The sequence below is a fragment of the Klenkia terrae genome, from assembly GCF_900491935.1.
Taxonomy (GTDB): domain Bacteria; phylum Actinomycetota; class Actinomycetes; order Mycobacteriales; family Geodermatophilaceae; genus Klenkia; species Klenkia terrae.
This window is the reverse complement of the sequence record NZ_UEXK01000004.1, coordinates 3,117,265-3,142,780: the sequence shown is the minus strand read 5'-3', so window position 1 is coordinate 3,142,780 and position 25,516 is coordinate 3,117,265. Positions and strand designations below refer to the sequence as shown.

Genomic DNA, 25,516 nt, shown 5'->3' with positions numbered 1-25,516 from the left:
CCGTTCCATCGGGTTGTCCGTTAGATAGTTGAGTAGTACAACTGAACGTGTGGACGACGACCGGACCGCTCTCGCGGCGCAGCTGGACGACGTGGTCGTCGGGCTGCGCCAGCTGACCAGCACCCGGACCGACCTCAGCCTCACCGCGGCCGCCACCCTGGCGACGCTGCAGCGCTCCGGCCCCGCGCGGCTCACCGAGCTGGCGGTCGCCGAGGGGGTCAGCCAGCCATCGATGACCGCGCTCATCGCGCGGCTGGCCGGCCAGGGGCTGGTCGACCGGGCGGCCGACCCGACCGACGGCCGGGCCGTCGTCCTCAGCCTGACCGACGCCGGTGCGGATCTGCTGGCCCGCCGGCGCACCGAGCGCGCAACCCGCCTGGCCGGGCCGCTGTCCGACCTCGGCGACGACGACGTCGCGGCGATCTCCGCAGCGCTGCCCGCCCTGGCCCGGCTCGCCGGCGCCCTGCACCACTGACCCCTACCCCGCACCACCCACCACGGAGGTGACCTGGTGAGCACACACGGCTCCACCAGCCAGAAGTCCAGCATGCTCGGCCAGCCCAAGGCGGTCTACGCCGTGGCGTTCGCCTGCGTCGTCAGCTTCATGGGCATCGGCCTCGTCGACCCCATCCTGCCCTCGCTGAAGACCCAGCTCGGCGCCAGCGAGAGCCAGGTGACCCTGCTGTTCACCAGCTACCTGGTGGTCACCGCGGTCGCCATGCTCGGCACGAACTGGGTGTCCAGCCGGATCGGGGCCAAGCAGACGCTGATCACGGGCCTGGCGGTCATCGTGGTGTTCGCCGCCCTCGCCGGGTCCAGCGACTCCATCGGCGGCATCGTCGGGTTCCGCGCCGGCTGGGGCCTGGGCAACGCCCTGTTCATCGCCACCTCGCTGGCCGTCATCGTGGCCAGCGCGTCCGGCGGGTTCGCCGGCGCGATCGTGCTCTACGAGGCAGCCCTGGGCCTGGGCATCGCGGCCGGCCCGCTGGTCGGCGGCCTGCTGGGCAGCATCAGCTGGCGCGGGCCGTTCTTCGGCGTGGCCGCGCTGATGGCGGTCGCGCTCGTCGCCACCGTCGTCCTGCTGGACGCCACCCCCAAGCCCACGCACAAGACCCCGCTGTCGGCCCCGCTCAAGGCGCTGCGGCACCGCGGGCTGCTGACGATGGCGATCACGGCCCTGCTCTACAACTGGGGCTTCTTCACCATGCTGGGCTACGCGCCGTTCCCGATGGAGCTGTCGGCGATCAAGCTCGGTTTCGTCTTCTTCGGCTGGGGTCTGCTGGTCGCGTTCTTCTCCGTCGTCGGCGCCCCGCGGCTGCAGGCCCGGTTCGGCACCGCCCGCAGCCTCTACGGCGCGCTGGGCCTGTTCGCCGTGGACCTGCTGCTCATCGCGGTCTTCACCGACACGAAGTGGGCGCTGATCACCTGCGTCGTCGTCGCCGGGGCGTTCATCGGCATCAACAACACCCTGACCACTCAGGCGGTCATGCAGGTCAGCCCGGTCGAGCGGCCGGTCGCCTCGGCCGCCTACGGGTTCGTCCGGTTCCTCGGCGGCGGCCTGGCGCCGTTCGCCGCGGGCAAGCTGGTCGAGGCCTTCGACGTCCACGTGCCGTTCTACGTCGGCGCGGTCGCGGTCCTGGCCGGCGTCGCGGTCCTCGCCACCGGGCACCGGATCCTCGCCGCCGCCGACGCCGGGATGGACGAGGACGGCCACGAGGCCGCCGAGCACGGCAGCCCCGAGGACGTCGCCGGCGAGGTGGCCGACGAGTTCGGCGGCGCACCCGCGGCCATCGACGGCGAGGTCGAGCCCGAGCTGGCGCACCGCCCCCGCTGAGCAGCCCTCCCCCGACGCCCCCGGTNCGTCCCGGCCGGCCCGCCCGGCCGGGACGCGACGCGGGCCTGGCGGCGGGCTGCGGCCCGGCGCTCCCGCTGCGCAGCGGCCCGGGTGACCATGAGGTACCCGACGACGGCGAGGTCCAGCAGCACCTGCGGGGCCCACAGCCACGTGCGGTAGGTCAGCGCACCGACCAGCGCCAGGACGGCGAGGGCGGCGAGGCCGGCCAGCGTGCGGCGGCGCAGCGCGTGCACGTCCACCTGCAGCTCGCCGGTGCGGTAGAGCTGTTCGCGGTCGACGGCGACCCGCTCGGTGTCGGCGTGGACCACCGGGTCCACCACCCGACGGCGGCGCAACGTGCGCCCCGAGTCGACAGCACCGACCCGGGCCGGTGCTGCGTCGCCGCGGGTGACCACCATCGGCACCAGCACCACGAACCACAGCACGACCAGAGCGGCCAGCAGCACACCCGATCCCATCGCAAACCACCCCGTCCCTGGCATCCCGCGTGTGCGACGCCGATCCCTGGCGTCACACGAGTCACACGGGTCACTCGAGGAGCACGTTAGGGCGCGCGCTCCCCCGGACGAGGGAGGCGCACCGGGAGGTGCCCGTGTCGTGTCGCGCCGGTCCGGCGTGTCGCACGGATCGGCGTGTCGGTCACGGCGACCGACGGAGGTGCGCGACCACCCCGGCAGGGTGGTCACCGGCGAGCAGCGCGTAGCCCAGGTGGTCGCGCCAGTCGCCGTCGATGTCGAGGTACGAGCGGAACGTCCCTTCCTCGCGGAAACCCAGTCGCTCTACCAATCGGCGGCTTCGACCGTTCTCGGGACGTATGTCGGCCTGGATTCTGTGCAGGCCTGCCGGTCCGAACGCGTGGTCGCACACCAGGGCCACCGCGGTGGACGCGATCCCACGCCCGGCGGCGGCCTCGTCCAGCCAGTAGCCGACGTGCGCCGAGCGCAGCGCGCCGCGCACCACGTTGTCGAGGGTGACCTGGCCGACCAGCCGGTCGCGGTGCCGGACGGCGAAGGGCAGCGCCATCCCCAGCTGGGCGCGCCGGCGGGCGGCCCGGCGCATGGCCCGGTAGACCGCCGGGCTGTGCCGCGCCTCCCACGCACCGGGTGCCGACGGCTCCCAGGGCGCCAGCCAGTCCCGGTTGGCCAGCCGCAGCTGCGACCACGCCGCGGCGTCGGAGCGGCGCAGCGGGTGCAGCCGGACGTCGCCGTCCACGAGCTCGGCTGGCCAGCCCGGGTGCAGGGCGGCGTCGGTCCAGAAGGACGTCAGGTCAGCCGCCGAGGAGCATCGGCATGACCGTCACCAGTCCGCCGGGCGAGACCTCGGTGACGTCCTCGTCGATGACGACCAGGCAGTTGGCGCGCGCGGTGCGGGCCAGCGCGGCGTCGTGCCCGCTCTCCCCGCCGCCCACGGGCTCCACGACGTAGCCGCCGTCGGGGTGCCGCATGACCTGGCCGTGCAGGTACTGCCGGTAGCCCAGCGGCGAGAGCAGCTGCTGGGCCGACACGGCCTGCACCGTGCGCCGGAACAGCTGGCGCTTGCCCAGCATCAGCCGGATCGCCGGTCGGACGAAGACCTCGAAGGCGACCAGCGCGGCCGCCGGCTCGCCCGGGATGCAGATGACCGGGACGCCGTCGCGGCCCAGCCGCCCGAACGCCTGGATCGGACCGGGGTGCATCGCGACCTGGGCGAAGGTGACCTCGCCCAGCTGGGCCAGGGCCTCCTGCACCAGGTCGAAGCCGTTGCCGGCGAACGTGCCGGCGATCAGCACGATGTCGCTGCGCAGCAGCTGGCTCTCCAGCAGCTCGACCAGCCGGCGCCGGTCCCGCGGCACGATGCCCGACCGGTAGGCCTCGGCCCCGGCGTCGCGCGCCGCGGCGGCCAGGGCGTAGCTGTTGACGTCGACGACCTGGCCGGGGCCGGGCATGCGGCCGACGTCGACCAGCTCGCTGCCGGCCGACAGCACCGCGATCCGCGGCCGGGGGTGCACGAGCACGCGCTCGCGGCCCACGGCGGCCAGCAGGCTGATCTGCGCCGGGCCGATCGGGGTGTTCAGCGCCACGGCGGTGTCGCCCACGGCGACGTCCTCCCCGGCGTGCCGCACGTAGGTGCCCGGCTCGAGCTCGGCGTGCACGCCGACGTGCGCGGCACCGGAGTCCGTCCACACCGTCGGGACGACGACGTCGGCGCCGCTGGGCAGCATCGCCCCGGCGGCGACCTTGTGCGCCAGACCGGGACCGATGGCCGAGGGCTCGGCGGGGCCGGCCTGGCTCTCCCCCACCACCGCGAGCCCGACCGGGTCCTCCAGGGTGGCGCCGACGGTGTCGGCCGAGCGGGCGGCGTAGCCGTCGAGGGCGGCCTGCTCGAAGGAGGGCAGGTCGCGGTCGCTGACCACGTGCTCGGCGCACAGCAGCCCCTGCGCGTCGAGCACGGCGAGCTCGATCGGGTCGGGGGTCGGCGCGGCGGCGAGGATCAGGTCCAGGTGCTGCTCGACGCTGCGCACCACGGGTGCCTCGGCGACCGCCCAGCTGTCGGTGCGGGGCTCGTCGCCGCCGGACAGCTCGGGCAGCTGGTCGCGGTCGACCTGCACCGTCGGGTGCGGGCCGGTGCCCGCGATCTGGCGGGTCGACTGGACGCCGACCGGCGCCCCGGTGGTCAGGTCGATCTGGGTGGTCTCCCGGGTCCCCCGGAACCAGCCCCGCGTCCTGTCCTCGGTCATCCCCGCCACCGTCACCACCGCCGTCTGCGCTCTCGGCGCACCTGGATCGGGCGCCCGGCCACCGATGGTGCCCGCTCCGCGTGCCCGGTCAGGCCTGCGACGCGCCCTCCGGAGCAAGGTCACCGACGAAATCGCGCAGCCAGGGCCGCAGCGCCGGGCCCAGGTCCTCGCGCTCCACGGCCAGCCGGATGACGGCCTTGAGGTAGTCGAGCTTGTCGCCGGTGTCGTAGCGGCGGCCGGAGAAGACCACGCCGTGCACCGGGACGCCGTCCTGGACCAGCTTCAGCAGCGCGTCGGTCAGCTGGATCTCCCCGCCCCGGCCGGGCGGGGTGGCCCGGATCGCGTCGAAGATCTCCGGCGCGAGCACGTACCTGCCGATGATGGCCAGGCTGGACGGCGCCTCCTCCTTCGCGGGCTTCTCGACCATGCCGGTGATCCGGACGACCTGGTCGCCGTCCCCGGCGTCCGTCTGCGGCGCGTCGTCGATCGCGACGCAGCCGTACTTGTCGATGTCGTCCGCGCCCACGTCGAGCAGGGCGATGACGCAGCCGCCGTGCTCGGCCTGCACCGCGAGCATCTGCTCGAGCAGGAGGTCGCGGGCGTCGATCAGGTCGTCGCCGAGCAGCACGGCGAACGGCTCGTCGCCGACGAAGGAGGCGGCCTGCAGGACGGCGTGGCCCAGGCCCTTGGCCTCGCCCTGGCGCACGAAGTGCACCTGCGCCACGTCCGTGGACTCGGCGACGGCGTCGATGCGGGCCTGGTCGCCCTTCTTCTCCAGCGCGGCCTCGAGCTCGGGGGTGCGGTCGAAGAAGTCCTCGATGGCGGCCTTGCCGCGGCCGGTGACCATCAGCACCTCGCCCAGGCCCGCCCGGGCGGACTCCTCCACGATGTACTGCAGCGCGGGCCGGTCCACGACCGGGAGCAGCTCCTTGGGCACGGCCTTGGTGGCCGGCAGGAAGCGGGTGCCCATCCCGGCGACCGGGATGACGGCCTTGCGGGCGGGACGGCTGTTCGTCGAGCTCGGCATGGGAGGACCCTAGCTAGCCTGCGGCGGTGGGCACCTCCCCCGACGTGGTGAGCGCCAAGGTGGCGCTGCGCACAGCCCTGCTCGCGGCCCGGGCCGCCCGGCCGGCCGACGTCCGGCGGGCGGCGGCGCGGGCGCTGGCCGCGCACCTGCGCACCGGGCTGCCCGACGACGCGGTGGTGGCCGGGTACGTGCCGAACGCCGAGGAGCCCGGGCACGGTGAGCTGGTCGCCGCCCTGGGCCCGCGGGCCCTGCTGCCGGTGGTCCCGCCGACCGGCCGGGTGCTGGGGTGGGCCCGGGTCGGCGGCGACCTGGTCCCGGGCCGGTTCGGGTTGCTGGAACCGGCCGGCCCCCGGCTGCCGGCCGACGCGCTGGGCGGGGCCGCGGTGGTCGTCGTCCCGGCGCTGGCGGTGGGCCGGGACGCCTCGCGGCTGGGCCGGGGGGCCGGGTTCTACGACCGGGCACTGGCGCACGCCCACCCCGCCGCCGTCCTGGTGGGCGTGGTGTTCGACGAGGAGCTGCGCGACGCCGTCCCCGTCGATGTGCACGACGTCCGGCTGCACGCCGTGGTCACCCCGTCGGCGGGCTGGACCTACCTGCCGGGCTGACCGCCGCCCAGCAGCGGGACGTCGGAGACCATCTGGATGTGCGCGGCCATCGCCGCACCGGCGGCGGCCTCGTCCCCGGCGCGGATGGCCTCGGCGATCGCGCGGTGGCCGTCCAGGGAGCGGTGCGGGCGGCCCTCCTGGGCGAGGGACTCGATCCGGCTCTCCCGGACGCGGTCGCTGATCTCGGCCATGAACCGGGCCAGCAGCGCGGAGTGCCCGGCGGCGGTGACCGCGGCGTGGAAGCGCTCGTCGCCGGCCACCCCGCGCCCGCCGGCCGCCACGTCGGCGGCCATCGCGTCCAGGGCGGCGTCGATCTCGGCCAGGTCCGCCTCGGTCCGCCGGCGGGCGGCCAGCCCGGCCAGCCGGACCTCGAGTGCCTCCCGGGCCTCGATGACGTCGCCGAGGTCCTCGCGCCGGGTCTGCAGCGCGGCCAGCACGGTGTCCGCCCGCGGCGCCACCAGCAGCACGGTGCCGTCGCCGTGCCGGACGGCGACCACCCCGGTGACCTCCAGGGCGACCAGCGCCTGGGCCAGCGTCGCGCGGCTGACCCCCAGCGAGGCGGCCAGCTCGCGCTCGGCCGGCAGCCGGTCCCCCGGGCCGAGCCCGGCCGACGACGCCCAGGTCAGCAGCTGGTGCACGACCTGCTCGTAGAGCCGGTTGCGGCGCAGCGGCCCAGGTCCGACGCTCACGGCACCCTCCTGGTCTCCCGTGCGTGGTGGTTGACACACTAGCGACTGGCCGAGAGGCTAGGCCACTGAACCAGTGACCGGGGTCATACGACCCGCCCCTCGACGACGTGGGAGTCCGACGTGTCACCCGAGATCATCTCGATCCTGGCGTTGGTGGCGATCTTCGCGATCGCCACCTTCCTGCCGATCAACATGGGCGCCCTCGCGTTCGTGGCCGCCTTCCTGGTCGGCACCCTCGCCGTCGGGATGACCACCGACGACATCCTCGCCGGCTTCCCGGGCGAGCTGGTGCTGACCCTGATCGGGGTCACCTACCTGTTCGCCATCGCGCAGAACAACGGCACCGTGGACCTGCTGGTCCGCGGCGCGGTGAAGCTGGTGGCCGGCCGGGTGGCCCTGATCCCGTGGATCATGTTCGCCGTCACCGGCGTGCTCACCGCCATCGGCGCCCTCGGCCCGGCAGCGGTCGCGATCATCGCCCCCATCGCGCTGGGCTTCGCCGCGAAGTACCGGATCAGCCCGCTGCTGATGGGCATGATGGTCATCCACGGCGCCCAGGCCGGCGGGTTCTCCCCGATCAGCGTCTACGGCGTCACGGTCAACAACATCGTGGCCCAGAACGACCTGCCCAGCAGCCCGCTGACGGTGTTCCTGGGCAGCCTGTTCTTCAACCTGGCGATCGGCATCGTGCTGTTCGTCGTCCTGGGCGGGCGCAAGCTCATGGGCCGCCGGGTCGGCGACGAGGCCGTCCCCGAGCCCGCCGACGGCGACACCGACGCCGAGGTCACCGGGCACGGCACCTCCGCCGGGTCCACGGCCGGGTCGTCGGTCGACGTCGCCGAGAAGACCGGCCGGGTCACCGTCGAGCAGATCCTGACCCTGGTGGGCCTGGTCGTCCTCGTCGTCCTCGCCCTGGTCTTCGACCTGGACATCGGGTTCGTCTCGATCACCATCGCCACCGTGCTGGCCCTGTTCTCCGCCGCCCGGCACAAGGGCGCGGTCATGCAGATCAGCTGGTCCACCGTGCTGCTGATCGCCGGCGTGCTCAGCTTCGTCTTCGTGCTGCAGGAGGCCGGCACCATCGACTACGTCGGGGAGAGCGTGACCTCGATCGGCGCCCCGCTGGTCGTGGCCCTGCTGCTGGCCTACATCGGCGGCGTCGTCTCGGCCTTCGCCAGCTCGACGGCGATCATCGGCGTGGCCATCTCGCTGGCCGTGCCGTTCCTGCTGGCCGGCGAGATCGGGGCGGTGGGCGTCGTCGTGGCGCTCTCGGTCGCCTCGACCATCGTCGACGTCAGCCCGTTCTCCACCAACGGCGCGCTCGTCCTGGCCAACGCCCAGGACGTCGACCGCGACCGCTTCTACAAGCAGATCCTCGGCTACTCCGGCATCGTCGTCCTGGTCGGCCCGCTCCTGGCCTGGCTGGTCTTCGTCGTCCCCGGGTGGCTCTGATGACCGGAGGAACCGTGACCGCAGGACCCCTGGACGGCTTGCTCGTCGTCGACCTGACCCGCGCGCTGGCCGGCCCGCACGCCGGGATGATGCTCGGCGACCTCGGTGCCCGGGTGATCAAGGTGGAGAACCCCGACAGCGGCGACGACACCCGCGGGTGGGGTCCGCCGTTCGTGCAGCCCGAGGGCGCCGACCGGGAGTCCACCTACTTCCTGTCCACGAACAAGAACAAGGAGTCGATCACCCTCGACCTCAAGGACGACGCGGACAAGGCGACGCTGACCGAGCTGCTGCGCCGCGCCGACGTGCTGCTGGAGAACTTCCGGCCCGGCACGCTGGCCCGGCTGGGCTTCGGCACCGACGTGCTCGCCGAGCTCAACCCGCGGCTGGTGACCCTGGCCATCAGCGGCTTCGGCCACGACGGTCCCGAGGGCGGGCGGGCCGGCTACGACCAGATCGCCCAGGGCGAGGCCGGGCTGATGTCGCTCACCGGCTCCGGGCCCGAGGACCCGCAGCGGGTCGGCGTCCCGATCGGCGACCTGCTGGCCGGCATGTACGGCGCCTACGGGGTGCTCGCCGCGCTGCTGGAGCGGGAGAAGACCGGCCGCGGCCAGGTCGTGCGCACGTCGCTGCTGGCCGCCGTCGTCGGCGTGCACGCCTTCCAGGGGACGGCGTGGACGGTGGCCGGCAAGGTCGGCCACGCCCAGGGCAACCACCACCCCTCGATCGCCCCGTACGGGCTGTTCCGCTGCGCCGACGGCGGCAGCGTCCAGCTGTCCTGCGGCAGCGAGTCGCTGTGGCGCAAGCTGTGCGCGGAGTTCGGGCTGGACGCCGAGGCCGACGGCCTGGCCACCAACGGCGAGCGGGTGGGCAACCGCGAGCGGGTCATCGAGCTGCTGGAGACCGCGTTCGTCGGCATCGAGGCCGAGGCGCTGCTGGCCCGGCTGTCCGCGGCTGGGGTGCCGGCCGGCAAGGTCCGCACGATCGACGAGGTCTACGGCTGGGACCAGGCGCAGTCCCAGGGCCTGCTGGTCGACGTCGACCACGCCACGCTGGGCACCGTCCAGCTGCCCGGGCCGCCGCTGCGGTTCTTCGCCCCGTCGCCCGACGGCGAGACCGAGACCACCCGGACGGCGCACACCGCTCCCCCGGTCCTCGGCGCCGACGGCGACGCGATCCGGGCCTGGCTGCGCTCGTGAGCACCCGGATGGACGCCCGCACCCTGCGCGACCTGGTGCTGGACCCCGGCACCTGGATCTCCTGGGACACCCCGGTCGGGCCGCGCGACGTGTCGCCGGAGTACGCCGCCGAGCTAGCCCGGGCGCAGGAGAAGACCCGGCAGGACGAGGCCATCGTCAGCGGCGAGGGCCGGCTGCGCGGGCGCCGGGTGGCCGTGGTGGCCGGGGAGTTCGGCTTCCTGGCCGGCTCCATCGGCGTCGCGACCGCGGAGCGGCTGATGGCCGCCGTCGAGCGGGCCACCGCCGAGGGGCTGCCGCTGCTGGCGGCCCCCGTCTCCGGCGGCACCCGCATGCAGGAAGGCACCGTCGCCTTCCTGCAGATGGTCGGCATCACCCAGGCCGTCGCCCGGCACAAGGAGGCCGGGCTGCCCTACCTGGTCTACCTGCGCTCCCCCACCTTCGGCGGCGTGCTGGCCTCCTGGGGCTCGCTGGGCCACGTCACCATCGCCGAGCCCGGCGCCTCCATCGGCTTCCTCGGCCCCCGGGTCTACGAGTCCCTGTACGGCGAGAAGTTCCCCGAGGGCGTGCAGACCGCCGAGCACCTGCACGAGCGCGGCGTCATCGACGCCGTCGTCCCGCACGAGCAGGTCGCCGATGTCGCCGACCGCGCGCTGCGGGTGCTCGCCGCCCGGGCCACCTGGCACCGCGACGCCCAGGTCGCCGGACCGGTCGAGGGCGACGGCACCGACGCCGACGACCCCGAGGACGGCCGCAGCGCCTGGGACGTCGTCACCGCCTCCCGCCGCACCGACCGCCCCGGCGTCCGGCGGCTGCTGCGCACCGCGGCCACCGACGTCGTCGCCCTCAACGGCACCGGCGCCGGCGAGTCCGACCCCGGCCTGCTGCTGGCGCTGGCCCGGTTCGGCGGCGCGCCGTGCGTGGTGCTCGGCCAGGACCGGCGCGGGCAGTCGCTGAGCGCCCCGCTGGGCCCGGCCGCACTGCGGGAGGCCCGCCGCGGCATGCGGCTGGCCGCCGAGCTGCGGCTGCCGCTGGTCACCCTCATCGACACCCCCGGCGCGGCGCTGTCCAAGGAGGCCGAGGAGGGCGGGCTGGCCGGCGAGATCGCTCGCTGCCTGTCCGACCTGGTCACCCTCAAGGCACCGACGCTGGCCGTGCTGCTGGGCCAGGGCACCGGCGGCGGCGCGCTCGCGCTGGTGCCGGCCGACCGGGTGCTGGCCTGCGCCAACGGCTGGCTGGGTCCGCTGCCGCCCGAGGGCGCCTCGGCGATCGTGCACCGCGACGTCGACCACGCCGACGTCATGGCCGCCCAGCAGGGCGTGCGGGCCACCGACCTGTGGCGGGCCGGCATCGTCGACCGCGTCGTCCCCGAGCGCCCGGACGCCGCCGACGAGCCCGACGAGTTCTGCGCCCGCCTGGGCCGGGTGCTCGCCGAGGAGCTCGCCGGGCTGCTCGGCCGGGACGACGTCGAGCGCCAGCGCAGCCGGACCACGCGCTGGCGCCACCTGGGCCGCCGCGCCCGCTGACGGCTGTGTCCGGCATCGATCAGCTGCGACGACGCCCGTGCATCCTCAGCCGCCGACGCGCGTGGCTGAGGATGCACGCTGGTCGACGCAGCTGATCCACGCCCAGGCAGGATGAGGAGCATGGCGCGGCCCGGGGTGCGACGGGTGCGCGCCGACGCCGGTGCGCCCCCGCCGCTGGACGCCATGTGGCCGATGACCGTGCCGGCGGTGGCCCCGCTGTGGGCCGAGGGGCTCGAGCTCGCGCCGGGGGCCACGGTCCTGGTGGGCGAGAACGCGTCGGGCAAGTCGACCCTGGTCGAGGTGCTCGCCGTCGCGCTGGGCCTCAACCCCGAGGGCGGCTCGGCCGGGGCCCGGCTGGAGACCCGGCGGACCGAGCCCGACGCGCTGCCGCTGGTGGTGGAGCGGGCGCCGGGCGCCCCGCGGTGGGCCTACCTGCTGCGCGACGAGACGCTGCACGGTCTCTACACGTACCTGGAGGAGTCCGGGCCCAGCTACCACCACCTCAGCCACGGCGAGGCGTTCCTCGCGATCTTCGAGGACCGGGCGCGCGGGGCGGGCACCTACCTGCTCGACGAGCCGGACGCCGCGCTCTCCTTCGCCGGCCAGCTCCGCCTGGTCGCCGGGTTGGTCGACGTGGTCGACCGCGGCGCGCAGGTCGTGGTGGCCACGCACTCCCCGCTCGTGGCCGCGCTGCCGGGGGCCACGATCCTCGAGGTCGGGCCGTGGGGGCTGCGGCCGGCCGCCTGGGACGACCTGGAGCTCACCGCGAGCTGGCGGCAGTTCCTGGACCGGCCGGAGAGCTTCCTGCGGCACCTGCGTTAGGGCTCAGCCCCGGCCCGCGCGCTCGGAGTGGTCGGGGTCCAGCCGGTCGAGGACGGCGGCCAGCGCGTCCTGCAGCGCGGCCGCCTGCTCGGGGCTCAGCGCGGCGAACAGGCCCTCCCGGACGGCGGCGACGTGCCCGGGTGCGGCGGACCGGACGACCTCCCAGCCGGCGTCGGTGAGGACGGCGACGTTGCCCCGGCCGTCCTCGGCCGCCTTCTCCCGGCGGGCCCAGCCGCGCTCCTCCAAGCGGGCCACCGTGTGGGACAGCCGGCTCTGCGACTGGTTGGCCATCCGGGCCAGCTCGCTCATCCGCCGGCTGCGGCCGGGCGCCTCGGACAGCATCGCCAGCACGATGTAGGCCGCGTGGGTCAGGCCCGCGTCGCGCTGCAGCTGGGCGTCGAGGGCGCGGGGCAGCAGCTCGGACACGGCCAGCCAGGTCCGCCAGGTCCGTTGTTGCTCCTCGTCCAGCCACGGCGACGTCACGTCGGGACCGTAAGGGGTGCCTCGTGGACGACGCACCTGCGGTGGCGCATGATTGGCAGTCGCCGGGTGCGAGTGCCAGCCCGGAGCACCACGAGAGAAGCACCGACCGAGGAGTCCAGCACCGTGCCCACGTACCAGTACGCCTGCACCAACCCCGAGACCAAGCACTCCTTCGAGGTGGTCCAGTCGTTCACCGACCCGGCGGTCGCCACCTGCCCGGAGTGCGGCGCCCCGGTGCGCAAGGTCTACGGCTCGGTCGGTGTCGTGTTCAAGGGCTCGGGCTTCTACCGCACCGACAGTCGCGACTCCGGCTCGAAGAAGTCGGCCACCTCGTCGTCCTCGTCGGGCAAGGAGTCCGGGTCGTCGTCGGGCAGCGACTCGTCGTCGGGCGGGGGCAGCAAGGACAGCTCGTCGTCCAGCTCGAGCACGACCTCGTCCTCCTCCTCGTCCTCGGGCTCGTCGTCGCCCTCCGGGTCGTCCGGGTCCTCGACCGGCGGGTCGTCGACCAGCTGACGTAGCACGGGGGACGCCGGCCTGCCGGCCGCCGTCCCCACCCGGGGGCGCCGTCCACAGGTCGGACTCGGCGAGCGGTGCCCGACGGTGCCGCCGGCGACCCCGCCGAGCTGGTCGGCGCCGTGCTCGCGTCCCCGCTGCGGCGCGGGGAGCCGGTGACCGATGCCCGGGTGGTCGGTCCGGGGCTGTGGTCGCAGGTCCCCCCGGGCCAGGTCGCCGCACCGGTCCGCCTGGCCGACCTCGCCGTCGCCGACCTGCTGCGACCCGGTGACCGCGTCGACGTGCTGGCGTCGGTCGACGGCGCGGGCACCGAGGTGGTCGCCGCCGGCGCCCTGGTGCTGGCCGTGCCCGGGGGTGGATCCGCGGACGGGTCCGGAGCCGGCAGCGGGCTGCTGGTGCTCGCCGTCCCCGCCGCCACCGCGTCGGACCTGGCGACGGCCACCACGGCGGCCACCCTGACCGTTACCCTCGGCCCGCCCTGACCTCCCGGATCGGGGCCCACTACCAGCTGAGGAGCACCATGCTCAAGGGTTTCAAGGACTTCCTGCTCCGCGGCAACATCGTCGACCTGGCGGTGGCGGTCGTCATCGGCACCGCGTTCACCGCACTCGTGGCCGCGTTCACGGCCTCGTTCCTCACCCCGCTGATCGCGCTGGTGAGCGGCGGCGGCGGCACCGGGGGCAGCTTCACCGTCAACGGCGAGACCTTCACCTACGGCGAGTTCATCGGCGCCGTCATCACGTTCGTGCTGACCGCCGCGGTCGTCTACTTCGTGGTCGTCGTCCCGATGAAGAAGATCATGGAGCGTCGCCAGCGCGGCGAGGAGGCCGGCCCGGCCGCCCCGACGCAGGTCGAGCTGCTCGTCGAGATCCGCGACCTGCTCGTCGCCCAGCAGGGCCAGGCCCCGCGGGCGGACCCGTCGGGCCCCGGCACCACCAGCCTGCCCGGCCAGCTCTGAGCTAGTCCGACCCCCAGTGGGGGGGCCGGTCGGCGAGGTAGCGCGTCTCCTCGTCGGCCGGCGGCCGGTCGCCCCAGCCGACGTCGCTGTCGTCGGGCGCCGGCTCGGCCGGGACGGCGTCGGGCTCGACCGGGCCGGTCCCCGGTGAGGTCGCCCGGCGCCGCGGCCGCATCCGGGGCGGCGCCGTCGGGGGGCGGTAGGAGCCCTGCCCCACCGGTCGCGGCTGGCTGTCGGTCATGCCCTCGACCGTAGGCGTCGCCCCCGGTTCACGCCGGGACGGGACGGCCCAGCCCCTCCAGCACGACGGCGCCCGGCAGCGCGGCCAGGACCGACCCCGGCACAGCCAGCTTCGACCCCCGCGTGCCTGAGCCCACGACCAGCAGCTCGGCGGCCGCGACGGCCGCGTCGACGAGCACCGGCCACGACGCCGGCAGCCCGACCGGGGTGATCCCGCCGTAGGCCATGCCGCTCTCGGCGACCGCGACGTCCTGCGGCGCGAAGGAGGCCTTGCGGGCGCCCAGGTGCTGGCGGACCAGCCCGTTGACGTCGGCCCGGGTGGTGGCGAGCACCAGGCAGGCGGCCAGCGTGGTCTCCCCGCCGCGCCGGGCCGCCACGACGACGCAGTTCGCCGACGCCTCGCCCGGCACCCCGTAGGCCTCCCCGAACGCGGCGGTGTCGGCCAGGTCGTCGTCGATCTCGGCCACCCAGGCGGGTCCGGCGAGGCCCGGCAGCGCGGCGGCCACCGGGGCGGCGAGCAGGTCGGGGCGGTCGGCGGCGGGGGCCCAGGTCAGCGTGCCCAGCTGCGGTGCGGTCATGGGTCCGATCGTGCACCCCGCGGGGTTGGGCCAGGATGGCGGGCGTGATCGGTCAGCTGCACTCCTACGTCATCGACGCCCCCGACGCGCACGCGCTGGCGACCTTCTACGCCGAGCTGCTGGGCATGCAGGTCCAGGGCTCGCCGGGCGACGACTGGGTGGTCGTCAGCGGGCAGGGCTACCGGCTGGCCTTCCAGCAGGCGCCGGACCTGCAGCCGCCGGACTGGCCCGACCCGGCCCGCCCGCAGCAGGCGCACCTGGACGTCCGGGTGGCCGACGTGGACACCGCCGAGCCCGCCGTCCTGGCCCTGGGTGCCCGCCGGCTGCCCGGCGGCGGGGGTGACTTCCGGGTGTACGCCGACCCGGTCGGGCACCCGTTCTGCCTGGTCTGGGACGCTCCGGTCCCGCCGCCGGCACCCGAGGAGACCCGATGACCACCCCCGACCTGGCCTCGATGAGCGCCTTCGTGGCCGCCACCGGGTTCACCCCCGACGAGATGACCGGGACGCGGGTGACCGGCACCGTCGAGCTCGGCCCGGACCAGCACACGCCCTGGGGCGTCGTGCACGGCGGCGTCTACGCCGCGGTCATCGAGTCCGCGGCCAGCATCGGGGCCAGCGCGGCGGTGGCCGACCGCGGGCAGTTCGCCGTCGGGGTCAACAACTCCACGGACTTCCTGCGCCCGGCCACCGAGGGCCGGCTCGACGTCCTCGCCGAGCCCGTGCAGCAGGGCCGCACCCTGCAGCTGTGGCTGGTCACCCTCACCCGCGCCGAGGACGGCAAGACCGTCGCCCGCGGCCAGGTCCGGCTGCAGAACGTGCCGCTGCCGGGCGCCTGACCGACCGGTCCTGTCGGACCCCGGTGCCACGATCACGGCACCGACCCGACCCGACCTGCCGGAGGCACCCGTGACCCTCGACCGCGAACGCGCGGACCTGCTCGAGACCCTCGCCGCGCACCGCGGGCTCCTCCGCCGCACCGCCGACGGGCTGGACGACGAGCAGGCCCGGCAGCGCACCTCCGCCAGCGAGCTGACCGTCGGCGGCGTGCTCCGGCACGTCGTGGCCCAGGAGCGGATCTGGACCGACTTCCTGCAGCGCGGGGCCGCCGCGCACGAGGAGGTCACCCCCGAGGCCTTCGCGGCCCAGTTCGCCCTCGGCCCCGACGACACCCTCGCCGGGGTCCTCGCCGACCACGACACGGTGGCCGCCGCGACCGAGGCGCTGGTCCGGTCCTTCGACGACCTGGACACCGACGTCGAGCTGCCGGCGATGCCCTGGTTCCCGCCGGGCACCCGCTGGTCGCGGCGCCGGGTGCTGGTGCACCTCGTGGCCGAGACCGCCCAGCACGCCGGCCACGCCGACGTCGTCCGGGAGGGCATCGACGGCGCCAAGACCATGGGCTGACCGACGACGGGCGCTCAGCGCGGCACGGCGGCGGGGTCCAGCACGACGCGGAACAGCGCCCGCGGGTCCTGCATCGTCGCCGGCCGGCGCACCGCCGACCGGGGGACGACGACGTCGAACCGGGCCGGCCGGCGGTGCGGCAGCAGCTCGCGCCCGGCGAAGGCGTAGTCGCCGGTGACCTCCCCGAGCAGCAGCCCGGCGCCCCCGGTCACCGGCAGCGCGACCCGGTCACCCGCCCGGACCTCGTCCAGGAACGCCGACAGCTGCCGCAGGTCCTTGGCCGGCCGCTTGCCGGTCAGCTCGTGGGCCAGTGCCCGCAGCTGGGCGGCGTCCAGGCCGGTGGCATCCACGTCGACCCCCGACTGGGTGCCCAGCCCGACCACCCCGTTGGCCAGCGCCGCGCCCAGCTCCGGGTGCGCCCGGGGCCGGACCACCCACACCGGGACGCCGTCGGGCGCGGGGGTCGGCGGCAGGTCGTCGGCCGCGGGCCAGACGTAGTCCAGGTCGTCGGGGTCCTCGGCGAACAGCGACCGGTAGGTGGCCGGCTCCTTGGCCAGCAGCTTGGACCGGTGCGAGCGGTGCACCGACTCCTCGCCCAGCCAGCCCGGCAGCTCACCGGCGGCACCCAGCTCGGCCTGGCTGCCCACCCCCGGCGCGAACTCCTCGATCTGGGCCGCGGTCGAGTCGGCGAACCCGCGGGCCACCCACTCGGCCACCATCTCCAGCCCGTACCGGACCAGCGCCGGGGTGCGGCCGCGCCACATCACCACCGCCGGGTGGGTGGTCCAGCCGTAGTCGGGCAGCTCCAGCGCCCGCAGGATCTGCAGCGTCTCCACCCGCTGCTTGCCCAGGCGCGGGCTGTCCAGCAGCCGTGCGCTGCCGGCGAAGTCGGCGACGGGGAGGAAGGTCTGCACCGGGTCCAGTCTGGGTCAGCCGGCGTCGTCCAGCGCGGCGAGCGCGGCCTCCCAGCGGGCGCGGCGCTCGTCGTCGGACTGCTCCCACCACTTCGCCCCGCGCTCGCCCAGCCCGGTCTTCGCGGCCTGCACCAGCGCCCGGGCGGCGGTCACCGCGGCGTCGTCCCCGGCCTTCTTCGCCGTCCGCACCCCGCTGCGGCCGACCCCGAGGTGGTGCAGCAGCCGCTCCCGGACGTCGTCGGGCAGCTGCGGGTCCTGGGCCCGCCACCGGCGGCCGTCCACCACGATCCAGCGACCGTCCTCGGTCCGCTCGACCTCTCGGGTCACCGGGACAGCCGGCCGGCCAGCTCGGGGAGCACCCGGCCGAGCGGGGCGTCGACCCGCACGTCGGCCTTCTCGTCGCCCCGGGTCGGCCCAGCGTTGACGATGGCGACCGGGATGCCGTCCTTGGCCGCCCGCAGCACGAAGCGGTAGCCGCTCATCACGGTCAACGAGGACCCGAGCACCACCAGCGACCGCGCGCACCGCACCAGGTCGAAGGCGGCCTGCACACGGTCGGCCGGCACGGTCTCGCCGAAGAACACCACGTCGGGCTTGAGCGGACCGCCGCCGCAGACCAGGCAGTCGACCATCACGAACCCGTCCAGCGCGGACTCCGGCAGCTCGACGTCGCCGTCGGGGTTGACCTCGCCGTCGACCGGTTCGGGCCGGAACCCGGGGTTGGCCTCGCGCAGCCGCACGTCGAGGGCGGCCCGCGGCGCGACGTCGCCGCACTGCAGGCACACGGTGCGGTCCAGCCCGCCGTGCAGCTCGAGCACGTCGGTGGCGCCGCCGGCCTGGTGCAGGCCGTCGACGTTCTGGGTCACGATCCCGCCGACCAGCCCGGCGTGCTGCAGCTCGGCGACCGCGCGGTGGCCGGCGTTGGGCCGTGCGCCGGCGATCTGCCGCCAGCCGACGAAGCTGCGCGCCCAGTACCGGTGCCGGCCACGCGGGTCCCGGGTGAACGTCTGCCAGGTCATCGGGGTGTGCCGGCGCAGCGACCCGGTGGCGCCGCGGTAGTCCGGGATGCCCGAGTCGGTGGACAGCCCGGCGCCGGACAGCACGACGACGTTGCCGTCGCCGACCAGGGCGGCCAGCTCGTCCAGCCCGGGGACGACGGTGGGTGCTGCGGTCACCCCACCCATGGTCCCTGGTTCAGCGCAGTTCTGCGTCCAGCCGCTCGAGCATGCCGGTGTAGGTGCGGGCCAGGCCCTTGGGGGCGAAGGTGCGCTCGAAGAACCCGCCGATGCCGCCGGCGCCGTCCCAGGTGGTGCGCACGCGGACCGTGGTGGTCTCACCGGCCGGGTGCAGCGTCCACGTGGTGACCATGGAGGACTTCGTGTCGCTCTCGACCAGGCCGCCGCCGTCGGGCAGCTCGCTGACCGAGACGACCTGGTCGCGCACCCGCTTCTCGGTGGCGGCGAACTTCCAGTGCACCCGGGTGCCGCCGCCCTCGCCGCCGGACTCGACCCGGTACTCGCTGAACTGCGGGCCGGCGATCCGCTGCCGGGTGCCGGCGTAGTCGCCGAGGGCGACCCGCACCCGGTCGGCGGGAGCGTGGACGACGTGCTCTGCGGTGGCGACGACCTGACCCATGCCGACCAGTCTGCCCCGGGCTGCCGGAGCTCGACGCCCCAGGCCGGGGACCGACCCCTGAGCGCTGCTGCCAGCAGACGCACAGGTGGGCGAGACCCGGGCGCAACACGCACAGCAGATCCTCGGCGACTGCACCGCCCCTGCCGGTGCGACGTCGACCGCGCAGACGAGGACCTCCCATGGCGACCAGCACGGCACCGGTACCCGACACCACCACGGCGGACGCGGCGGCGGAGAAGTCCAAGCTGCAGAAGCACTTCGGCCGGGCCGACGTCTTCTTCTTCCTGGTCTGCACCCTGGTCGGGATCGACGGCCTCGGCACCCTGGCCACCGAGGGCGGGCAGGGCTTCACCTGGCTGGTGGTCTGCGTGCTGCTGTTCGCCGTCCCCTCGGCGATGGTGCTGGCCGAGCTCGGCGCCGCGTACACCGACGAGGGCGGCCCCTACGTCTGGGTCCGGATGGCGTTCGGCCACCTCGCCGGCGCGGTCAACAACTTCTTCTACTGGGTGACCAACCCGGTGTGGATGGGCGGCACGCTGGTCGGCACCGCGCTCGGCGGGCTGATCGTGTTCTTCAACGACGGCGCCGAGTACTCGACGGCGACGACCTACGTCTTCGCCGCGGTGTTCATCTGGGCCGGCGTGCTGTTCGCCGTCCTCTCCTTCCGGGTCGGCAAGTGGGTGGCCACGATCGGGGCGCTGGCCCGGTTCCTGCTGCTGGGCCTGTTCAGCGTGCTGGTCATCGCCTACGGGTTCGACCACGGCTTCCACGGGCCGAGCCTGGGCGACTACGCCCCCACCTTCGCCGGCTTCGTCGCCCTGGTCCCGCTGGTGCTGTTCAGCCTGGTCGGGTTCGAGCTGCCCAGCGCCGCCGGGGAGGAGATGAGCGACGCCGCGAAGGACGTCCCGGCCGGGATCGCCAAGTCGGTGGTGGCCACCGGGCTGCTGTACGCCGTCCCCGTGCTGGGCATCCTCCTGGTGCTGCCGACCGAGCAGGCCAGCGGGCTGGCCGGGTTCCCGGAGGCGATCCGGCAGGCGCTGACGGTGTTCGGCGGCGAGGTGGTCACCGCGGCCGACGGCACGGTCACCGCCACCCTGACGCCCTTCTCCACCGCGGTCGGCTGGGTGCTGGGCGCCCTGGTCGCGCTGGTGGCCTTCACCAGCGGGCTCACCTGGATCATGGGCTCGGACCGCACCCTGGCCGTGTCCTGCTACGACGGCGCCGGGCCGCGCTGGCTGGGCCGGTTCTCCGCCCGCTTCGGCACCCCGACCCGGGTGAACGTCCTGTCCGGGGTGATCAGCAGCGTGGTGTTCGTCGGGGTCACCGAGATCACCGGCGGCGACATCGCCAAGTTCTTCGGCGTCGCGCTCAGCCTGGCCATCTCGACCACGCTGATCTCCTACCTGGGCATCTTCCCGGCCGCGTGGAAGCTCCGGCGCACCCGACCGGACCACCCGCTCCCCTACCGGGCGCCGGCGCTGGGCCTGCTCACCGTCGTGTCGATGGCCTGGATCGCGTTCTGCACGGTGCAGCTGCTGTTCCCCGGCCTGGGCGACGGCTGGTTCGGCGCGGACTACCGCCTCGACGGCTGGGCGGCCTCGGAGAAGTGGGTCTACCTGTTCACCGAGCTGGTCCCGCTGGCGGTGTTCGTCGCGATCGCCGTCGGGTTCTGGGCCGCCGGCCGGAGGAACGTCCGCCGCACGGAGGAGGTCGAGCCGGTCGAGCAGCCGATCCGCTGACGGTCACCGCGCGGCGGCCACCGTGCGCAGGGCATGCCGGGCGATCTGCAGCTCCTCGTCGGTCGGGACCACCAGGACGGCGACGGGGGTGTCGTCCGGGCTGATCCGGCGGACACCCCGACCGCGTGCCTCGTTGCGCGCGGGGTCCAGCTCGATGCCCAGGTGCCCGAGCCCGGCGCAGACGCGGGCCCGCACCTCGGGGCTGTTCTCCCCCACCCCGGCGGTGAAGACCAGCGCGTCCAGCCCGCCCAGGTGCGCGAGGTAGGCGCCGACGTAGCCGCGGACCCGGTGCGCGTAGACGCCCAGCGCCCGCTCGGCCCGCTCGTCGCCGGCGCCGGCCGCGGCCAGCACGTCCCGCAGGTCGCCGCTCCCGGTCAGGCCGGTCAGCCCGCTGCGGCGGTTGAGCAGGGTGTCCACCTCCTCGACCGTCGACCCGGTGCGCAGCAGGTGCAGCACGGCGCCGGGGTCCAGGTCCCCGCCGCGGGTGCCCATGACCAGGCCCTCCAGCGGGGTCAGCCCCATCGAGGTGGCGATCGACCGCCCGTCGGAGACCGCGCAGGCCGAGGCGCCGTTGCCCAGGTGCAGCACGACGAACCGGCCCGCGCCGCCCAGGAACGCGGCCGCGGCCTGTGAGACGTACTCGTGCGAGGTCCCGTGGAAGCCGTACCGCCGGATGCCGCGCTCGGCGGCCAGCTCCGCGTCGATCGCGTAGGTGGTGGCCTCCGGCGGCATGGTGGCGTGGAAGGCGGTGTCGAACACCGCGACCTGCGGCACGCCGGGGAACGCGGCCCGGGCGGCCCGGATGCCCAGCAGCCCGGGCGGGTTGTGCAGCGGCGCGAGCACGGACAGCTCCTCGACGGCGGCCTCGACCTCGGCGTCCACCAGCACCGGGGCGCTGAACCGCTCGCCGCCGTGCACCACCCGGTGCCCGACGACGTCGGGCGCCAGCACCGGCCCGTGCTCGGCGAAGGTGGCCGCCATCAGCGCCAGCGCCCCGGCGTGGTCGGGCACCGGCGCGGCGACCGACACCTCCCCGCCGGGCCCGCGGTGGGTGATCGTGCCCTCGCCGCCGATCCGCTCGACCAACCCCGAGGCCAGCACCTGCTCGGCGTCGTCCAGCAGCTGGTACTTCAGCGACGAGGACCCGCTGTTGACCACCAGCACGGTGGTCACGAGCCGGCCGCCTGCACCGCGGTGAGGGCGATGGTGTTGACGATGTCGCGCACGGTGGCTCCCCGGGACAGGTCGTTGACCGGCTTGTTGAGCCCCTGCAGCACCGGGCCCATGGCGACCGCGCCGGCCGAGCGCTGCACCGCCTTGTAGGTGTTGTTGCCGGTGTTGAGGTCCGGGAAGACGAACACGGTGGCCCGGCCGGCGACCGGCGAGCCCGGCATCTTCGACGCCCCGACGGCGGGGTCGGCCGCGGCGTCGTACTGCATCGGGCCGTCGACGACCAGCTCCGGGGCGCGCTCGTGGACCAGCCGGGTGGCCTCCCGCACCTTGTCGACGTCCGCGCCGGAGCCGGAGTCCCCGGTGGAGTAGGACAGCATGGCCACCCGCGGCTCGATGCCGAACCGGGCGGCGGTGGCCGCCGAGGAGATCGCGATGTCGGCCAGCTGCGCGGCGTCGGGCAGCGGGTTGACCGCGCAGTCGCCGTAGACCAGCACCCGGTCGGCCAGCGCCATGAGGAAGACGCTGGAGACCACCGAGACCCCGGGCCGGGTGCGGATGATCTCGAAGGCCGGCCGGATGGTGTGCGCCGTGGTGTGCGCGGCCCCGGAGACCATGCCGTCGACCAGGCCCAGCTGCACCATCATCGTGCCGAAGTAGGACACGTCCGGGACGACGTCCCAGGCCAGCTCCTCGGTCATGCCCCGGTGCGCCCGGAGCCCGGCGTACTCCCGGGCGAACCGACCGCGCAGCTCCTCGTCGAACGGGCTGACCACCTCGGCGGCGGCGATGTCCAGGCCCAGCTCCGACGCCCGGCCGCGCACCTTGGCCTCCTCGCCCAGGATGGTCAGCCGGGCCACCCGCCGGGACAGCACGGTGGCCGCCGCGCGCAGGACCCGGTCGTCGTCCCCCTCGGGCAGCACGACGTGCTGCTCGGCCGCCCGGGCGCGCTCGGTGAGCAGGTGCTCGAACATCAGCGGCGTGACGACGGCCGACGGGCCGACGTCCAGGCTGTCCAGCAGCTGCCGGGTGTCCACGGCTTCCTCGAAGAGCGCCAGCGAGGTGTCGGTCTTGCGCGGGGAGTCCGAGGCGATCAGGCCGCGGGTGTGGATGACCCGGGCGGTGGTGTCGAAGGTGCCGAGCTGGGTCGCGACGATCGGCAGCGACGAGCCCAGGCCGGCGATCAGCTGCAGCACCGGCTCGGGCAGGTCGATGCCGCCGTTGAGCAGGATGCCGGTCGGCGAGGGGTAGGTGCCCGCGGCGTGCGCGGTCATGACGGCCAGGACGACGTCGGGCCGGTCCCCGGGGACGACGACGACCGCGCCCTCGGTGAGCCGCGGCAGCACGTTGACCATCGACATCGCCGCGACGACGACGCCCATCGCCTCGCGGTCCATCAGCTCGGGGTCCCCGGCCACCAGCTCGCCGTCCACCGCCTCGGCGACCGCCCGGAAGGTCGGCGCGATCAGGAACGGCTCCTCCGGGATCGCCCAGACCGGCCGGTCGGTCACCGCCTGCACCGCGGCGACGCCCTCGGCCAGCCGCTCCGGGTCCGCGCGGTTGAGCACCACCGCGACCACCCCGGCGTGCTCGTCGGCCAGCTCCCGCAGCGCCGGCTCGGCCACCGCGGCCAGGGCGGCCGGGGGCCGGGCCGGCGCCTGGCCGAGCTGCTCGGCACCGGCCGGGTCGCGGCCGCCCAGCACCAGCACGACCGGGGTGCCCAGGTTGGCCGCGATCCGGGCGTTGAAGGACAGCTCGGTGGGCGAGCTGACGTCGGTGAAGTCCGAGCCGACCACGACCACGGCGTCGCAGCGGGCCTCGACGGCCTTGTACCGCTCGACGATGCGGGCCAGGGCGGCGTCGCCGTCGGCGTGCACGTCGTCGTAGGTGACCCCGACCGCCTCGGCGAAGTCGACCTCCGCGGTGGTGTGCCGCAGCAGGGTGTCCAGCACCGGGTCGGTCGCGCCCCGGGCGATCGGGCGGAACACCCCGACCCGGCCGACCTCCCGGGTGAGCAGGGCGAGCAGGCCGAGGGCCACGACGGACTTGCCGGAGTGACCCTCCACGGAGGCGACGTACACGCTGCGGGCCACGGGACCCCTCTCGGGCAGTGCTCGCGGCAGGCGGCGCCGTCGAGCTGCGGGTCGCTGTCCGCCGCAACGTAACCGACCCGCGCGCCGGTCACCTGCCGGGATCGGGGCGCACCAACCGCGTCTCGTAGGCCAGCACCGCGGCCTGCGTCCGGTCGCGCAGGCCGAGCTTGCCCAGGATGCGGCCCACGTGGGTCTTCACGGTGAGCTCGGAGAGCACCAGGTCCGCGGCGATCTCGGCGTTCGAGTGCCCGCCGGCGACGTGCACCAGCACCTCGCGCTCGCGGTCGGTCAGGGCGTCCAGCCGGGTGTCCCGGGCGCCGGGGTCGGGGAGCTGGCCGGCGAAGGTCTCCAGCAGCCGGCGGGTGATCCGGGGCGAGACGACGGCGTCCCCGGCGGCCACGGTGCGGATCGCGGCCAGCAGGTCGCCCGGCTCGGTGTTCTTCAGCAGGAACCCGCTGGCCCCGGCCCGCAGCGCGGCGAAGGCGTGCTCGTCCAGGTCGAACGTGGTCAGCACCAGCACCCGGCTGGCCAGCCCGGCGGCCACGATCTGCGCGGTCGCCGCCACCCCGTCCAGCACCGGCATCCGCACGTCCATGAGGACGACGTCGGGGAGCAGCTGCCGGGCCAGGGACACCGCGGCGGCGCCGTCACCGGCCTGGCCGACCACCTCGAGGTCGGGCTGGCTGTCCAGCACCATGCCGAAGCCCACCCGGACCAGGGGTTCGTCGTCGACCAGCAGCACCGTGGTCATGCCGGCACCTGCGCGGCGACCGGCAGCGCAGCCCGCACCCGCCAGCCGCCGCCGTCGGTGGGTCCGGTCTCGACGGTGCCGCCCCAGGCGCCGAACCGCTCCCGCATGCCGACCAGGCCGTGCCCGGGCGGCCGGTCGGGGTCGCGCGGCCGGCCGCCGCGCCCGTCGTCGGTCACCTCGACCACCAGCTCCTCGGCCGACCAGCCCAGAGCGACCCGGGCGGCGCGGGCGCCGGCGGCGTGGGTGAGGGTGTTGGTCAGCGCCTCCTGCACCAGCCGGTGGACGGCGAGCTGCGCGGTGGCGGGCAGCGGCGCCGGGGTGCCGGACACGGTGAGGGTGACCGCCAGGCCGGCGGCGCGGACCTGCTCGACCAGGGCGTCGAGCTGGGCCAGCCCGGGCGCGGGGGCGTCCGGGCCGGCCGGGTCGCCGTCGGTGCGCAGCACGCCCAGCAGCCGGTGCATCTCGGCGATCGCCTCCCGGCCGGTGCCCGCGATCTGGGCCACCGCCCGGCGGGCCTGGTCGGGGGCGGTGTCGATGGCGTAGCCGGCGCCGTCGGCCAGCGCGGTCATCACCGAGATGTTGTGCGCCACGACGTCGTGCACCTCCCGGGCGATCCGGGTGCGCTCCTCGGCGACCGCGGCCCGGGCGCCGGCGTCCCGCTCCCGCTCGGCGCGCAGCGCGCGCTCCTCCAGCGCCTGCAGCAGCGACCGCCGGGTGCGCCGGTTCCGCCCGGCGACCACGGCGAGCACGGTCAGCGCGCTCAGCGGGACCACCGCCTCCCCGCCGGGTCGGCCCAGCAGCGCGAGCACGACCAGGGTCACCGGCAGGGCCGCCACGACGACGGCCGCGGCGACCACCTCGCGAACCGGACGGCGGTCGGCCACCGAGGCCAGCAGCCACAGCAGCACCACGCCCGCCGGGAGCAGCCGCTGCGCGTCCAGCCCGTGGCCCACCCACCAGACGCCGAGGACCAGAGCGGCGACCCCGAGCGCCGGCAGCGGTGCCCGGTACCGGGCCAGCGCGGTGCCGGCCAGCAGCACCGAGACCACGACCGCCGCGGGGTCCAGCTCGCCGAACCGCAGCAGCGGACCCAGCGAGACCACGGCCAGCACGACGACCGGGACGACGAGCCGACCCCGCGGGGTCATGCC

The 25,516-nt window shown here is 75.2% G+C and carries 29 protein-coding genes and 2 pseudogenes; 14 read left to right on the top strand and 17 right to left on the bottom strand.

Annotated elements, in window-relative coordinates; genetic code table 11:
- Window positions 1–49 precede the first annotated feature (49 nt).
- Both LFA75_RS15810 and LFA75_RS15805 read left to right on the top strand, forming a co-directional pair.
- A complete protein-coding gene (locus LFA75_RS15810; RefSeq protein ID WP_225234572.1) occupies window positions 50–475 on the top strand; it encodes a MarR family winged helix-turn-helix transcriptional regulator in 426 nt (141 codons plus the stop codon).
- Between the two features lie 36 nt (window positions 476–511).
- Window positions 512–1,834, top strand: a complete 1,323-nt coding sequence (locus tag LFA75_RS15805; protein ID WP_225234571.1) for an MFS transporter — start codon at window positions 512–514, stop codon at window positions 1,832–1,834.
- 56 nt (window positions 1,835–1,890) lie between these two features.
- On the opposite strand, the pseudogene sepX reads toward LFA75_RS15805, so the two are convergent.
- The 4 genes and pseudogenes from sepX to LFA75_RS15790 form a co-directional block, all read right to left on the bottom strand.
- Window positions 1,891–2,313 (bottom strand): annotated as a pseudogene (gene sepX, locus LFA75_RS24310) (divisome protein SepX/GlpR); the annotation flags it as partial.
- Window positions 2,314–2,494: 181 nt separating this feature from the next.
- Entirely contained in the window at window positions 2,495–3,067 is a 573-nt protein-coding gene (locus tag LFA75_RS15800) for a GNAT family N-acetyltransferase (RefSeq protein WP_225234570.1), read from the bottom strand.
- 55 nt (window positions 3,068–3,122) lie between these two features.
- Window positions 3,123–4,571: a molybdotransferase-like divisome protein Glp gene (gene glp, locus LFA75_RS15795; protein ID WP_225234569.1), complete on the bottom strand. Its 1,449-nt coding sequence runs from the start codon at window positions 4,569–4,571 to the stop codon at window positions 3,123–3,125.
- Between the two features lie 88 nt (window positions 4,572–4,659).
- A complete protein-coding gene (locus LFA75_RS15790) occupies window positions 4,660–5,598 on the bottom strand; it encodes a UTP--glucose-1-phosphate uridylyltransferase (RefSeq protein ID WP_225234568.1) in 939 nt (312 codons plus the stop codon).
- A 26-nt stretch (window positions 5,599–5,624) separates the two neighbouring features.
- On the opposite strand from LFA75_RS15790, the gene LFA75_RS15785 reads away from it, so the two are divergent.
- On the top strand, window positions 5,625–6,203 hold the full coding sequence (locus tag LFA75_RS15785; protein ID WP_225234567.1) for a 5-formyltetrahydrofolate cyclo-ligase: 579 nt from the start codon (window positions 5,625–5,627) through the stop codon (window positions 6,201–6,203).
- Here LFA75_RS15785 and LFA75_RS15780 read toward each other — a convergent pair.
- Window positions 6,188–6,892 (bottom strand): FadR/GntR family transcriptional regulator, encoded by a 705-nt coding sequence (locus LFA75_RS15780; protein ID WP_225234566.1) that lies wholly within the window; start codon window positions 6,890–6,892, stop codon window positions 6,188–6,190. The genes LFA75_RS15785 and LFA75_RS15780 overlap by 16 nt on opposite strands.
- A 120-nt stretch (window positions 6,893–7,012) precedes the next feature.
- Between LFA75_RS15780 and LFA75_RS15775 the strand changes: the two genes are divergently transcribed.
- The 4 genes from LFA75_RS15775 (at window position 7,013) to LFA75_RS15760 (ending at window position 11,888) form a co-directional block, all read left to right on the top strand.
- Window positions 7,013–8,344, top strand: coding sequence for an SLC13 family permease (locus LFA75_RS15775; protein ID WP_225234565.1), 1,332 nt, complete (start codon window positions 7,013–7,015; stop codon window positions 8,342–8,344).
- 14 nt (window positions 8,345–8,358) lie between these two features.
- Window positions 8,359–9,543: a CaiB/BaiF CoA transferase family protein gene (locus tag LFA75_RS15770; protein WP_225234564.1), complete on the top strand. Its 1,185-nt coding sequence runs from the start codon at window positions 8,359–8,361 to the stop codon at window positions 9,541–9,543.
- Window positions 9,540–11,066, top strand: coding sequence for a carboxyl transferase domain-containing protein (locus tag LFA75_RS15765; protein ID WP_225234563.1), 1,527 nt, complete (start codon window positions 9,540–9,542; stop codon window positions 11,064–11,066). Before LFA75_RS15770 ends, LFA75_RS15765 begins: the two co-directional genes overlap by 4 nt.
- Window positions 11,067–11,186: 120 nt before the next feature.
- Window positions 11,187–11,888, top strand: a complete 702-nt coding sequence (locus tag LFA75_RS15760) for an AAA family ATPase (protein ID WP_225234562.1) — start codon at window positions 11,187–11,189, stop codon at window positions 11,886–11,888.
- Window positions 11,889–11,891: 3 nt separating this feature from the next.
- Here the strand turns inward: LFA75_RS15760 and LFA75_RS15755 are convergent, their stop codons facing one another.
- A complete protein-coding gene (locus LFA75_RS15755) occupies window positions 11,892–12,371 on the bottom strand; it encodes a MarR family winged helix-turn-helix transcriptional regulator (RefSeq protein ID WP_225234561.1) in 480 nt (159 codons plus the stop codon).
- A gap of 48 nt (window positions 12,372–12,419) precedes the next feature.
- Here LFA75_RS15755 and LFA75_RS15750 point away from each other — a divergent pair.
- Window positions 12,420–12,641: pseudogene (locus LFA75_RS15750) on the top strand (FmdB family zinc ribbon protein); the annotation flags it as partial.
- Between the two features lie 14 nt (window positions 12,642–12,655).
- On the opposite strand, the gene LFA75_RS15745 reads toward LFA75_RS15750, so the two are convergent.
- Window positions 12,656–12,892, bottom strand: coding sequence for a hypothetical protein (locus LFA75_RS15745; RefSeq protein WP_225236126.1), 237 nt, complete (start codon window positions 12,890–12,892; stop codon window positions 12,656–12,658).
- A gap of 69 nt (window positions 12,893–12,961) precedes the next feature.
- On the opposite strand from LFA75_RS15745, the gene LFA75_RS15740 reads away from it, so the two are divergent.
- Window positions 12,962–13,366 (top strand): RcpC/CpaB family pilus assembly protein, encoded by a 405-nt coding sequence (locus tag LFA75_RS15740; RefSeq protein WP_225234560.1) that lies wholly within the window; start codon window positions 12,962–12,964, stop codon window positions 13,364–13,366.
- Between the two features lie 38 nt (window positions 13,367–13,404).
- Window positions 13,405–13,842 carry a large conductance mechanosensitive channel protein MscL gene (gene mscL / locus LFA75_RS15735; protein WP_225234559.1) on the top strand — a complete coding sequence of 146 codons (438 nt, stop codon included), beginning with the start codon at window positions 13,405–13,407 and terminating at the stop codon, window positions 13,840–13,842.
- 1 nt (window position 13,843) lies between these two features.
- Here the strand turns inward: mscL and LFA75_RS15730 are convergent, their stop codons facing one another.
- Together LFA75_RS15730 and LFA75_RS15725 are read right to left on the bottom strand one after the other, a co-directional pair.
- Window positions 13,844–14,080, bottom strand: coding sequence for a hypothetical protein (locus LFA75_RS15730; RefSeq protein WP_225234558.1), 237 nt, complete (start codon window positions 14,078–14,080; stop codon window positions 13,844–13,846).
- A 28-nt stretch (window positions 14,081–14,108) separates the two neighbouring features.
- A complete protein-coding gene (locus tag LFA75_RS15725) occupies window positions 14,109–14,657 on the bottom strand; it encodes a YbaK/EbsC family protein (RefSeq protein WP_225234557.1) in 549 nt (182 codons plus the stop codon).
- Between the two features lie 44 nt (window positions 14,658–14,701).
- Here LFA75_RS15725 and LFA75_RS15720 point away from each other — a divergent pair, with 44 nt between their 5' ends.
- The 3 genes from LFA75_RS15720 to LFA75_RS15710 all read left to right on the top strand — a co-directional run bounded on the left by LFA75_RS15720 (window position 14,702) and on the right by LFA75_RS15710 (window position 16,063).
- A complete protein-coding gene (locus LFA75_RS15720) occupies window positions 14,702–15,091 on the top strand; it encodes a VOC family protein (RefSeq protein WP_225234556.1) in 390 nt (129 codons plus the stop codon).
- Window positions 15,088–15,495 carry a PaaI family thioesterase gene (locus LFA75_RS15715; protein ID WP_225234555.1) on the top strand — a complete coding sequence of 136 codons (408 nt, stop codon included), beginning with the start codon at window positions 15,088–15,090 and terminating at the stop codon, window positions 15,493–15,495. The genes LFA75_RS15720 and LFA75_RS15715 overlap by 4 nt, the downstream gene beginning before the upstream one ends.
- 70 nt (window positions 15,496–15,565) lie before the next feature.
- Window positions 15,566–16,063 (top strand): DinB family protein, encoded by a 498-nt coding sequence (locus LFA75_RS15710; RefSeq protein ID WP_225234554.1) that lies wholly within the window; start codon window positions 15,566–15,568, stop codon window positions 16,061–16,063.
- A 14-nt stretch (window positions 16,064–16,077) separates the two neighbouring features.
- Here LFA75_RS15710 and LFA75_RS15705 read toward each other — a convergent pair whose 3' ends face one another.
- The 4 genes from LFA75_RS15705 to LFA75_RS15690 are packed head-to-tail and all read right to left on the bottom strand — an operon-like array spanning window position 16,078 to window position 18,612.
- The gene (locus tag LFA75_RS15705) at window positions 16,078–16,977 is read right to left on the bottom strand and encodes an MSMEG_6728 family protein (RefSeq protein WP_225234553.1); all 900 of its coding nucleotides are present in this window, start codon (window positions 16,975–16,977) and stop codon (window positions 16,078–16,080) included.
- A 15-nt stretch (window positions 16,978–16,992) separates the two neighbouring features.
- Window positions 16,993–17,304 carry a biopolymer transporter Tol gene (locus tag LFA75_RS15700; RefSeq protein WP_225234552.1) on the bottom strand — a complete coding sequence of 104 codons (312 nt, stop codon included), beginning with the start codon at window positions 17,302–17,304 and terminating at the stop codon, window positions 16,993–16,995.
- Window positions 17,301–18,161, bottom strand: a complete 861-nt coding sequence (locus tag LFA75_RS15695) for an NAD-dependent protein deacetylase (RefSeq protein ID WP_225234551.1) — start codon at window positions 18,159–18,161, stop codon at window positions 17,301–17,303. Before LFA75_RS15695 ends, LFA75_RS15700 begins: the two co-directional genes overlap by 4 nt.
- A 10-nt stretch (window positions 18,162–18,171) precedes the next feature.
- Window positions 18,172–18,612 carry an SRPBCC family protein gene (locus LFA75_RS15690; protein WP_225234550.1) on the bottom strand — a complete coding sequence of 147 codons (441 nt, stop codon included), beginning with the start codon at window positions 18,610–18,612 and terminating at the stop codon, window positions 18,172–18,174.
- Window positions 18,613–18,791: 179 nt separating this feature from the next.
- On the opposite strand from LFA75_RS15690, the gene LFA75_RS15685 reads away from it, so the two are divergent.
- Window positions 18,792–20,351, top strand: coding sequence for an APC family permease (locus tag LFA75_RS15685; protein WP_225234549.1), 1,560 nt, complete (start codon window positions 18,792–18,794; stop codon window positions 20,349–20,351).
- A 3-nt stretch (window positions 20,352–20,354) separates the two neighbouring features.
- On the opposite strand, the gene LFA75_RS15680 is transcribed toward LFA75_RS15685, so the two are convergent.
- From LFA75_RS15680 to LFA75_RS23885, 4 genes are all read right to left on the bottom strand, one after another.
- A complete protein-coding gene (locus LFA75_RS15680) occupies window positions 20,355–21,524 on the bottom strand; it encodes an acetate/propionate family kinase (protein WP_225234548.1) in 1,170 nt (389 codons plus the stop codon).
- Window positions 21,521–23,614, bottom strand: a complete 2,094-nt coding sequence (gene pta, locus LFA75_RS15675) for a phosphate acetyltransferase (protein WP_225234547.1) — start codon at window positions 23,612–23,614, stop codon at window positions 21,521–21,523. The genes LFA75_RS15680 and pta overlap by 4 nt, the downstream gene beginning before the upstream one ends.
- 88 nt (window positions 23,615–23,702) lie before the next feature.
- Window positions 23,703–24,365, bottom strand: coding sequence for a response regulator (locus LFA75_RS15670; protein ID WP_225234546.1), 663 nt, complete (start codon window positions 24,363–24,365; stop codon window positions 23,703–23,705).
- On the bottom strand, window positions 24,362–25,513 hold the full coding sequence (locus LFA75_RS23885) for a sensor histidine kinase (RefSeq protein WP_263639382.1): 1,152 nt from the start codon (window positions 25,511–25,513) through the stop codon (window positions 24,362–24,364). The genes LFA75_RS15670 and LFA75_RS23885 overlap by 4 nt, the downstream gene beginning before the upstream one ends.
- Between the last annotated feature and the right edge of the window lie 3 nt (window positions 25,514–25,516).

Coding starts and splice junctions, on each gene's coding strand:
- LFA75_RS15790 (WP_225234568.1), bottom strand. CDS start 5,598: ATGCCGAGCTCGACGAACAGCCGTCCCGCCCGCAAGGCCGTCATCCCG.
- LFA75_RS15685 (WP_225234549.1), top strand. CDS start 18,792: ATGGCGACCAGCACGGCACCGGTACCCGACACCACCACGGCGGACGCG.
- glp (WP_225234569.1), bottom strand. CDS start 4,571: ATGACCGAGGACAGGACGCGGGGCTGGTTCCGGGGGACCCGGGAGACC.
- LFA75_RS15670 (WP_225234546.1), bottom strand. CDS start 24,365: ATGACCACGGTGCTGCTGGTCGACGACGAACCCCTGGTCCGGGTGGGC.
- LFA75_RS15690 (WP_225234550.1), bottom strand. CDS start 18,612: ATGGGTCAGGTCGTCGCCACCGCAGAGCACGTCGTCCACGCTCCCGCC.
- LFA75_RS23885 (WP_263639382.1), bottom strand. CDS start 25,513: ATGACCCCGCGGGGTCGGCTCGTCGTCCCGGTCGTCGTGCTGGCCGTG.
- mscL (WP_225234559.1), top strand. CDS start 13,405: ATGCTCAAGGGTTTCAAGGACTTCCTGCTCCGCGGCAACATCGTCGAC.
- LFA75_RS15715 (WP_225234555.1), top strand. CDS start 15,088: ATGACCACCCCCGACCTGGCCTCGATGAGCGCCTTCGTGGCCGCCACC.
- LFA75_RS15695 (WP_225234551.1), bottom strand. CDS start 18,161: ATGGGTGGGGTGACCGCAGCACCCACCGTCGTCCCCGGGCTGGACGAG.
- LFA75_RS15725 (WP_225234557.1), bottom strand. CDS start 14,657: ATGACCGCACCGCAGCTGGGCACGCTGACCTGGGCCCCCGCCGCCGAC.
- LFA75_RS15760 (WP_225234562.1), top strand. CDS start 11,187: ATGGCGCGGCCCGGGGTGCGACGGGTGCGCGCCGACGCCGGTGCGCCC.
- LFA75_RS15730 (WP_225234558.1), bottom strand. CDS start 14,080: ATGACCGACAGCCAGCCGCGACCGGTGGGGCAGGGCTCCTACCGCCCC.